This window comes from Bordetella petrii, assembly GCF_020991325.1.
GTDB lineage: Bacteria > Pseudomonadota > Gammaproteobacteria > Burkholderiales > Burkholderiaceae_B > Bordetella_A > Bordetella_A petrii_E.
This window is the reverse complement of sequence record NZ_JAJMLX010000438.1, coordinates 1-2,307: the sequence shown is the minus strand read 5'-3', so window position 1 is coordinate 2,307 and position 2,307 is coordinate 1. Positions and strand designations below refer to the sequence as shown.

The following is a 2,307-nucleotide window of genomic DNA, read 5'->3' as shown; positions in this document are numbered from 1 at the left end:
TGAGGGCCACGGTTGATCAGGTCGCCGGCGAACTGGGCGCGCGCGCCGCTGCCTCGGTGCGCAGCCGCTATGCGCTGCCCGCCGTGCTGGCCGAATGGGACAGCCTGTTCGAGGCCGTGCGGGGCAGATCGTGAACACCGGCACCTGCTTGCGCGTGACGCATGTCATTACCGGCCTGGGGCAGGGTGGGGCCGAATCGGTATTGTTCCGCCTGGCCACCTATCCCGACCAGCGCGTGCGGCATACCGTGGTGTCCCTGACGGACGAAGGCATATACGGCACCCGCCTGCGTGCCGCGGGTGTAACTGTGCATACGCTGGACATGCCGCGCGGGCGCCTGACGCTTAGCGGTTTCCTGGCCCTGCGCCGCCTGCTGGCGCAAGACAAGCCGGACGCCGTGCAGACCTGGATGTACCACGCCGACCTGATCGGCGGCCTGGCCGCGCGCCTGGCCGGCATCCGCGCCCTGGCCTGGGGCATCCGCAATTCGGGGGCCCACCTGCAGCGCAGCAGCCGTTCGGCCCGGCTGGTGCTGAAACTGTGCGCGCTGTTGTCGGGGCGGATTCCCGCCACCATCGTCTGCGCCGCGCGCGACTCGGCCGTGCGGCATGAACAGTACGGCTACCGGGCCGATCGCCTGGAAGTCATCGCCAATGGCTACGACCTGTCGCGCTACCAGCCCGACGCCGCCGCCCGCCAGCGCGTGCGCGAGTTGTGGGAAGTGCCGTCCGATACGCCGCTGATAGGCTGCGTGGCGCGCTGGGACCCACTGAAGGACCACGCCAACCTGCTGGGCGCGGTGGCGGCCCTGGTGCGCGATGGCCGCGACCATGGCTTGCAGTGTGTGCTGGTGGGGCGCGGCATGACGCCCGGCAATGCCGAGTTGATGGCGTTGATCGATAAGCTGGGTCTGGGCGGCCGCGTGCTGCTGGCCGGCCCCAGCGATGATGTGCCCGCCGTGATGAACGGACTGGACTTGCACGTGCTGTCCAGCTGCGCCGAGGGTTTCCCCAATGTGGTGGCTGAAGCCATGGCCTGTGGCACGCCCTGCGTGGTAACCGATGTGGGCGATGCCGCCCATATCCTGGGTTCCACGGGTGCGGTGGTGCCGCCCGAGCAGCCCGAGGCGCTGGCCCACGGCATAGCCGCCGCGCTGGACGATATTGCCGCGCGCGGCCGCTTGGCGGCGGGTGCCGCCGGACGCGACCGGGTGCTGGCCGAGTTCGATCTGGCGAACATGGTGGCGGCCTATGAAACCGTATGGCGACGCATCGCCGGAGCCCGTTGATGAGTACACGTCCTCGCCTGCTGTTCGTGGTGAACAACCCCGCATTCTTCCTGTCGCACCGGTTGCCCCTGGCGTTGGCGGCCCAGCGCGCTGGCTATGACGTGCACGTGGCCACCATGGCGGGCGACAGCGTGGCGGACATCGTGTCGCACGGGCTGACGCAGCACGTGGTGCCCATGACGCGCAGCGGCAAGAATCCCTTGCAGGAACTGCGCACCTTGTGGGCGTTGTACCGGTTGTTCCGGCAATTGCGGCCCGACGTAGTGCACTTGGTCACCATCAAACCGGTACTGTATGGCGGCATTGCCGCGCGCCTGGCGGGCGTGCCCGCCATGGTGTCGGCGATTTCCGGGCTGGGTTTCGTGTTCGTGGCGCAAGGCGCCAAGGCCGCGATGATCCGGCAGGTGGTGGCCACGCTGTACCGCCTGGCGCTGGGACACGGCAACAGCCGCGTGGTGTTCCAGAATGGCAATGACCGCGATGTGCTGTGCGGCCTGGGCGCGGTGCGCGATGAGCAGGTCGTGATGATACGAGGGTCGGGCGTGGCCCTGGCGGACTTCCCGGCGGTGGACGAGCCGCCCGGGCCCGTGGCGGCCTTGATGGTGTCGCGCCTGCTGCGCGACAAGGGACTGCTGGAATTCGTCGAGGCGGCGCGCCTGCTGAAGCAGCGCGGCACCGAAGTGCGCATGCTGCTGGCCGGCGGCGTCGACCCTGGCAATCCGGCCTCGGCATCCCAGTCCGACGTGGATGCCTGGCGGGCGGAAGGCTGCATCGAGGCGCTGGGCGAACGCAGCGACGTGGCCGCGCTGTATGCGCAGGCGCACATTGCGGTGCTGCCGTCTTACCGCGAAGGCCTGCCGCGTTCCTTGATCGAGGCGGCGGCCTGCGGCCGGGCCGTGGTTACCACCGACGTGCCGGGCTGCCGCGATGCCATCGAGCCGGACGTGACCGGTTTGCTGGTGCCCGCGCGCGATGCGCAGGCCCTGGCCTACGCCATCGTACGCCTGGCCTCCTACGCC

At 69.6% G+C, this 2,307-nt stretch carries 2 protein-coding genes; both read left to right on the top strand.

The genetic code is table 11. The annotated features are described in order from the left end of the window. Positions 1 to 94: 94 nt before the first annotated feature. Positions 95 to 1,288, top strand: coding sequence for a glycosyltransferase family 4 protein (locus LPZ50_RS24220; protein WP_419195639.1), 1,194 nt, complete (start codon positions 95 to 97; stop codon positions 1,286 to 1,288). Then, on the top strand, positions 1,288 to 2,307 hold a 1,020-nt coding region (locus tag LPZ50_RS24215), incomplete at its 3' end, for a glycosyltransferase family 4 protein (RefSeq protein ID WP_230665390.1). The genes LPZ50_RS24220 and LPZ50_RS24215, both read left to right, overlap by 1 nt.